Annotated in this window: 5 protein-coding genes and 2 tRNA genes; all 7 read right to left on the bottom strand. The window is 71.8% G+C overall.

The window, feature by feature from the left end:
• Positions 1 to 16: 16 nt before the first annotated feature.
• Positions 17 to 1,309, bottom strand: a complete 1,293-nt coding sequence (locus tag Pta02_RS32830) for an IS701 family transposase (RefSeq protein ID WP_203878885.1) — start codon at positions 1,307 to 1,309, stop codon at positions 17 to 19.
• A 273-nt stretch (positions 1,310 to 1,582) separates the two neighbouring features.
• Positions 1,583 to 1,655: transfer RNA gene (locus tag Pta02_RS32825), tRNA-Arg, on the bottom strand.
• 105 nt (positions 1,656 to 1,760) lie between these two features.
• Positions 1,761 to 1,833 (bottom strand) — tRNA-Met (locus Pta02_RS32820).
• A 205-nt stretch (positions 1,834 to 2,038) separates the two neighbouring features.
• Positions 2,039 to 2,566: a GNAT family N-acetyltransferase gene (locus Pta02_RS32815; RefSeq protein ID WP_203878877.1), complete on the bottom strand. Its 528-nt coding sequence runs from the start codon at positions 2,564 to 2,566 to the stop codon at positions 2,039 to 2,041.
• Positions 2,567 to 2,632: 66 nt separating this feature from the next.
• Complete coding sequence (locus tag Pta02_RS32810) at positions 2,633 to 4,453, bottom strand: helix-turn-helix domain-containing protein (protein ID WP_203878876.1); 1,821 nt, start codon at positions 4,451 to 4,453, stop codon at positions 2,633 to 2,635.
• Positions 4,454 to 4,635: 182 nt separating this feature from the next.
• Positions 4,636 to 5,409, bottom strand: a complete 774-nt coding sequence (locus tag Pta02_RS32805) for an alpha/beta fold hydrolase (RefSeq protein WP_203878875.1) — start codon at positions 5,407 to 5,409, stop codon at positions 4,636 to 4,638.
• Between the two features lie 13 nt (positions 5,410 to 5,422).
• The gene (locus tag Pta02_RS32800; RefSeq protein ID WP_203878884.1) at positions 5,423 to 6,718 is read right to left on the bottom strand and encodes an FAD-binding oxidoreductase; all 1,296 of its coding nucleotides are present in this window, start codon (positions 6,716 to 6,718) and stop codon (positions 5,423 to 5,425) included.
• Positions 6,719 to 6,829: the final 111 nt, after the last annotated feature.

The following is a 6,829-nucleotide window of genomic DNA, read 5'->3' as shown; positions in this document are numbered from 1 at the left end:
AGTACTCCAGCCGCACTTATCGATCTTTGAGTCGTTGTCGCTGGTAGTGGGATCGTCGAGCGCGGCCCTGATGGCGTAGCCGCCATGCCGACCAGTGGCGGATGCGTTGCTCATCGAACGGTGGCCGGGTCAGCGCCGCGAACAGGCGGCGGATCTCGTTGGCGGACACCGCGATCTCTGCGGTCCCGTTGTGTGGTGCGCCGGGTGCCTGGTCGTGCTCGTCCAGCAGATCGGCGCGGGCGACCGCGAGGAACGCCAGCGCGAGCATGGACAGGGTGATGTAGCGATACCAGGCCGGATAGAGCCGGACCTGGTAATGGTCCAGGCCGACCTCGTTCTTGCCGGTCTGGAAGCACTCCTCGATCGTCCAGCGCATCCCGGCCACGGCCACCAGCCGCATCAGCGGGACCGGAGCGAGGCTGTGACACAGATAGAAAGCCAGCTCCGACGGCCTGGAGACCGAGCGGCGGACCAACAGCCGGTGGGCCGGGCTGGTGGTGGCGATCAGCGCCCAGTCATAGCGCCGCTCTCCCTTGGCTCCGGGGCCGGCCGAGTGGCGCTGCCAGGCATTCTTGGGGATCTTCGTGATGACGGCGTCAGCGCGGACCTTGCCCGCGCCGGTGATGATCTGATGGTCGCGGGCCACCGCCAGCACGTAGCCGAGCCGCTGAGCTTCCAGGAAGCGGCGCAGCGGTCCGTTGTCGCCGTAGGCCTCATCGGCCGTCACCCACGCGAACGGCACCCCCGCGGTGATTGCCCGGCCGATCATCGCCTGCAGCAACTGCGGCTTGGTGGCGAACGGCGTTGCCGCCGGGACTTTCGCCGCGGCGCACCGATCGGCATCAGCGACCCAGGACGTGCGCGGCAGATACAGTTCCCGGTCCACCAGAGCGCGGCCCCGCACGGTGGCGTAACCGAGGAACACCCCGATCTGGCAGTTGGTGATTTTGCCGACGGTGCCGGTGTACTGCCGCTGCACCCCGGCCGAGCAGAGGCCCTTCTTCTCGAAGCCGGTGTCGTCGTCGACCAGCACCCCATCGGCGTCGCCCAGGCGGTCGATGACGTAGCTGCGCAGGTCGTCGCGGACCCCGCCGACGTCCCATCGGGCACTCGTCATCAGCCGTTGCATGCCGTCGGGCGTGGCCTCTCCGGCGTGCTCGGCCAGCGACCAGCCGGTCTTGCGCTCCAACCCGGACAACAGCCCGCCGAGGCAGGCGCGGGCGCGTAGCCGTACCTCCCGCCGCTTGAACCGGCCCGCCACCTGGGCGAACAGGTCATCCAGACCGCGCCGCAGCCGATCAGCGCTCAGGTGCTCTACGCTGGCCAACGCGGCCACCGCATGATCTTCAGTTCCATCACACCTGAATGATCACAGCGGTGGCCGTCTGCTTGTCATCCGGCTACGAGCACACTCGTTCCTACTCGTCTGCACTCGTATGCGCCTGCCGTGATGCGCATGAGCGGCCTGAGTGGACCGGGTACCAGCTCACATCGCAATGTGCGGCTGGAGTATTAGTCACGCAGAAGACCAGGAAGGCCGCTCCCGTGCTCAGGGAGTGGCCTTCTATCTGGTGTTTCTCGGTGCCCTCGGCTGGATTCGAACCAGCGTCCTCCTGCTCCGCAAGCAGGCGCGCTCTCCTCTGCGCCACGAGGGCCGGGCCCGGAGAAAACCTCGGAGGAAGTCCCGGAGAAAGCCGGGGAAAGTCTCCGGGGATGTCCTCGGGAAAATCCGGGGAAATCTGGGGAAAGGAACCGGGCCGTGGCGGGTGTGGGAATCGAACCCACCTGAAGCGGCTTATGAAACCGCCGGGCACGCCAGCGCCCCCACCCGCCGGGAATGCGAAGAGCCGCCCCGGGAACATGTCCGGGACGGCTCGCATGGGACGTCGCCAATCGTCACATGCGAGCCTGCCCGGGCATGCTCATTCGGCGTCGAGTCCGCATTCTTCGTCCTTCCATCGGTATTCCGTGAACCGATCGTGTCGCGCCGGGGCGTCCCGGCGCAACACGTTTTCCGGTGGCCTTCCCGGAGAACGGGCTAACCGGCCAGCTCGCCCTCCAGCATGGTCATGAGAATCATGTCGTGCCATTTCCCGTCACGGCGGAACGCGTCGCGGCGCCTGCCGTCCCTGGAGAAGCCGACCTTCTCGTAGACCCGGATCGCCGCCTCGTTCTCGGCGACGACCCACAGCTCGATCGAGTGCAGCCGCATCCTGTCGAAGCCGTAGCGGCAGATCTCCCGGGTGGCGTCGGTGCCGTAGCCCTTGCCCCAGCAGTCTTTCTCACCGATGTAGATGTCGAGTTCGGCGCTGCCGATCTCCGGCTCGGTGTCGCCCAGCCGGACGATCCCGATCAGCCGTCCCTCGTCGAGGGTCTCGATCCCGAGGAGGACATTGTCGTAGGAATTGCGGTTGCGATCCTCGCACCGCTCGGTGATCTGGGCCAGGGATTCCGGATAGCCCTCGCCCATCCAGCGCACGACCTCCGGATCGTTGTTCCAGCGCCACAGCGTCTCGGCTTCCGACGGCTCCATGGCCCGCAGCCGTACGAGTTTCCCAGTGAGCATTCACGTGCTCCGATCGGTAGCGGCCTGTACGACCGATCAGTTCCTAGCAGCTGCCGTTCTCGCGGTTCAACCGGTTGACCCGGGCGCCCTGCCGAGCCGGTGCAGGCGCAGGGCCAGACGGGTCTCCAGCGCGCGGCCGGGGCCGTCCCAGCCGGGGCCGAGGAGTTCGGTGACGCGGCGCAGGCGCTTGTACAGGGTGTTGGGGTGGATGTGCAGCGCCGCGCAGGTGTGGGCGTGATGGCGGAAGCGGTCCAGATAGGTCTCGGCCGTCGTCACCAGATCCCCGGATCTGCGGTGGGCGAGCAGCGGGCCGACCGTAGCCGTGACGAAGCGTTCCAGCTCGCCCGACCCGGCCTGGCGGAGCAGTACGCGGTAGACGCCCAGCTCGTCGGGGAGCGCGCAGCCGCTCCGGCCGAGCGCCCGCAGCAGCGCCACGCAGCCCACCGCTTCTTCATAGGCCCGCCGTACCCCCGCCGGACCGCCGCCCGCATGCCCGCCACCTGCGTGCCGGCTGTCTGCATGGCCGTCGTCTTCCGCGTGCCTGTCCGCGTGCTCGTCACCGCTTGCGTGCCCGCCTCCCGCGCGCCCGGTGGCGGGTGCGACGGCCGCGGCCGGGATGCCGGGGGCGAGGGCGAGCAGACGGGCGCGGACGACCACGGCGTCGTGCGCGGGCAGCAGCACCACCGAGTGGCCGTCGTGCTCGGCCGCCCAGCCGCCGTCACGGCACAGGCGCTCGGCAACCTCCGGAGCCGGAGGGGACAGGACCGCGACGCAACCGGTGTGGTCCAGGTCCACTCCGGCCAGCGCGGCCCTGCGCCGGGCCGTCGCCTCGTCCAGCCGCCCGCCGAACAGGGCCGCGACCAGCTCGCCCCGGGCCCGTCGCTCGGCCTCGGCCACCGCCCGTTCGGTGGCGATGGCCAGCGCCAGCACGGTCGCGCCCGTCTCCACCAGGTGGGCGGGGGGATCGGCGCCGCTGACCACCAGCTCGCCGACCGGTTCCTCGCCCACGAGCACCGGTACGGCTCGCCCACGCGGGACCGGATGTACGGTCTGCCCACGTGAAACCTGCTCGTATGAAGCCGAAGGCACGGCCCGCTCGTGCGGAGGTGACGGTACGGCCTGCCCGCGTGAAACCGGAGGCACGGCCTGCCCGCGTGGATCCGCAGGCACGGCCTGTCCGCCGTGCCGTTCCGCACGACCGGTTCTCCCGTCGTGGCGGGCCGTGGGCAGGAAGACGACCTCGGCTCCCAGGGCATCCGCCAGCGCCGTGACGATCTCGGCCGGGCCGCCGCCGCCCGTGGCGATGCGGACCAGGCGCTCGTGCAGGTCCACCGATCGGCTCAGCGCGTCGGTGGCCCGCTGGTAGCGCTCGAACAGCCGGGCGTTGTGGATGGCCACCGCCGCGTGCGTGGCGAGCGACGACAGCAGCACCACCTCGCGGTCGGCGAACGGCCTCGGTCCCCGGGCGGCGGCGAACAGCACCCCGATCGCCCGCCCGGCCACCCGCAACGGCACCCCGATGATCCCGCCGAGCCGCTCGCCGGCCGCCGCCGCGTCGATCGCGCGCGCATGCTCGAGCTCGCCGTCGGTCAGGTAGTCGGCGCTCCATCGTGGCTCGCCGGTCTGCATGATCAGGCCGCCCAGGCCGACGCCCCGAGGCACCTCGATGCCGTCCAGGGCGTTGCCGAGGGTGCCCTCGGCGACCTCGATGCGGAGCACGCCGTCGGCGCGGGCCAGCATGATGTAGGCCACGTCCACGCCGAGCAGCCGCCGGGTCTCCACCGCCACCCTGCGCAGCACCTCGTCGGGTGCGTGGATGGAGGTGAGGCGGCTGCCGAGGTCGTTGAGCACGGCCAGTTCGGCCGCGGAAGGCGCCGGATCGCCCACCCCGCCACGGTGACCGGCCCCGCCTCCGGCCATGGCAGACGCGCCCGGGCCACGGCGATCGGTCTCGTGTCCCGGTACGGCGGGCCCGTTCCGCTCTCGGCCGCCGGGGCCGTGCCGGTTCCGGTCCCGGTCGCCGGGCACGGCGGGCCCGCTCCGGTCCCGGCCGCCGGGGTCGTGACCGGTCACCTGGCGAAGGCCACCAGTTCCTCGCTCAGCCGTTCGGGCTGGTCTGATGTGACCACGTGGCCGCAGTCGTCGATCACCGTCGCGGTGGCCTTCGGGTTGAGCGCGGCCGCGGCGCTCGCGTGCCCGCACGGCCAGAACTGGCTGTCGCGTCCGGCCAGGAAGAGGATGGGGACCTCCGCCCGCTCCACCACGTCCCGCCAGTCCTGGAAGGCGTGGTCGCGCAGGAGCGGCCGGGTCTCCGGGGCGGGGCCGGGGGAGGCCGCGACCAGTGCGGCGATCTCCTCGGTGTAGGGCGGGTTGCCCCGGCCGGTGGCGGGGATCCCGTGGTCGAAGAAGGTGCCGGCGTTCTGCGGGGTCAGGCCGTAGAAGCCGTGGGACCAGTCGCCGGTGTTGATCATCTTGGGGGTCTGGTCCACGCTGACGACACCGCGTACCCGGCCGGTGCCGAACAGGTCGATGTACGCCCAGATCACGTTGGCGCCCATGGAGGCCCCGACCAGCAGCGCGTCCCGTACGTCCAGCGCGTCGAGGAACTCCGCCAGGTCGGCGCCGTGGCGGGCCATCCGCCGGCCGTACGCGGGGTTGCCGGACTCGCCGTGCGAGCGCCGGTCGAAGGCCAGCACCCGCCGGCCCGCCGCGACCAGGGCGCTCTGCTGCGGGGCCCAGCCCGCGGCGGGCGCGCCGTACCCGTGCACGAGCACCGTGACGGGCCCGGACCCCTCGTCGAGATAGTGCAGTTCCACCCCGTCGCCGCTGGTGATCCTCGGCATGCCTGCGTCCTCCTTAGATGATCTTTCCAGGGTTGAAGATCCCGGCCGGGTCCAGGGCCGACTTGATCGCGCGGTGCAGCGCCAGCACGTCCTCGCCCACCTCGGCGTGCATACCCCGCTTCTTCAGCAGGCCCACGCCGTGCTCGCCGGTGACGGTGCCGCCCAGGGCGATCGCGTCGTCGAGGATCGCCTCGAACGCCCGCTGCGCCCGGGCGCGCGCCTCGTCGTCCCCGGCCGGGACGACGATCAGCGGGTGCAGGTTGCCGTCGCCCGCGTGGGCGATGTTGGCGATGTGCACGCCGTGGGCCTCCGCGTGCCGCTCGATGCGGGCGAGCATCTCCGGCACCAGCCCGCGCGGCACGCACACATCCTCGGTCAGCACCGGCCCGAGCCGTTCCAGCGCGGGGTAGGCGAGCCTGCGGGCGGAGAACAGCGCCTCGGCCTCCTCGGCGTCGGTCGAGCGGGTGCTCCACACGGCGCCCGCCGCGTCGAAGCACCCCTGCAGCGCGGCGGCCTCCAGCTCGTCGCCGGTGTCGATCCGGCCGAGCAGCAGGACGTCGCCGAGGTCGGTCAGGCCCATGTTCTTCCAGTCGTCCACCGCGCGCAGGCAGTAGCGGTCGACCAGTTCCAGGGCGCTCGGCGTGATGCCGGCGGCCGCCGTGGCCGCGACCGCCCTGCCCGCCCCGACCAGCGAGTCGAACGCGCCCACGATCGTCCTCGGCGTGTCGCGCGGCGGCCGCAGCAGTCGGACGGTGATCTCCGTGATCACGCCCAGCGTGCCCTCGGACCCGACGAACAGCCCGGCCAGGTCGTAGCCGGCCACGCCCTTCCTGGTCCGGCGGCCGAGCCTGACCAGCTCGCCGGTGCCGGTGACCACCTGCAGGCCGAGGACGTAGTCGCGGGTCACGCCGTACTTCACGCAGCAGACGCCGCCGGCGTTGGTGGCCGCGTTGCCGCCGATCGTGGACCACGGCGAGCTGGCCGGGTCGGGCGGGTACCACAGGCCGTGCTCGGCGACCGCCGCCCGCAGGCGGTCGTTGACCACGCCGGGCTGCACGACGGCGAGCTGCTCGTCCCGGTCGATCTCCAGAATGCGGTCCATGCCGTCCAGCGCCAGCAGGACGCAGCCGTCCACGGCGTTCGCGCCGCCGGACAGGCCCGTGCCCGCGCCGCGCGGCACGATCGGCACCCGGTGCTCGGCGCAGACCGCAACGGCCGCCCGCACCTGCTCGGCGCTCTCGGGCCTGACCAGGGCGACGGCCCGGCCCTGCGGCGCCCAGGCGGCCTGGTCGCGGGAGTGGGCGGCCATGACGTCGGGGTCGAGGACGATCCGGCTCGGCGGCAGGGCGGCGGACAGGGCGTCGATGAAGCGCACGAGCAGCACGGTAACAATCCATCCGCGCCCGGTGTGAGGTGGACA

The sequence above is a fragment of the Paraplanobispora takensis genome (assembly GCF_016863195.1).
Lineage (GTDB): Bacteria > Actinomycetota > Actinomycetes > Streptosporangiales > Streptosporangiaceae > Planobispora > Planobispora takensis.
This window is presented reverse-complemented; position numbering and strand designations above follow the sequence as displayed.

Bases quoted from the DNA above. Each gene is read 5' to 3' on its own strand.
- Pta02_RS32805 (WP_203878875.1), bottom strand. From the start codon at position 5,409: ATGCCGAGGATCACCAGCGGCGACGGGGTGGAACTGCACTATCTCGAC.
- Pta02_RS32815 (WP_203878877.1), bottom strand. From the start codon at position 2,566: ATGCTCACTGGGAAACTCGTACGGCTGCGGGCCATGGAGCCGTCGGAA.
- Pta02_RS32800 (WP_203878884.1), bottom strand. From the start codon at position 6,718: ATGGCCGCCCACTCCCGCGACCAGGCCGCCTGGGCGCCGCAGGGCCGG.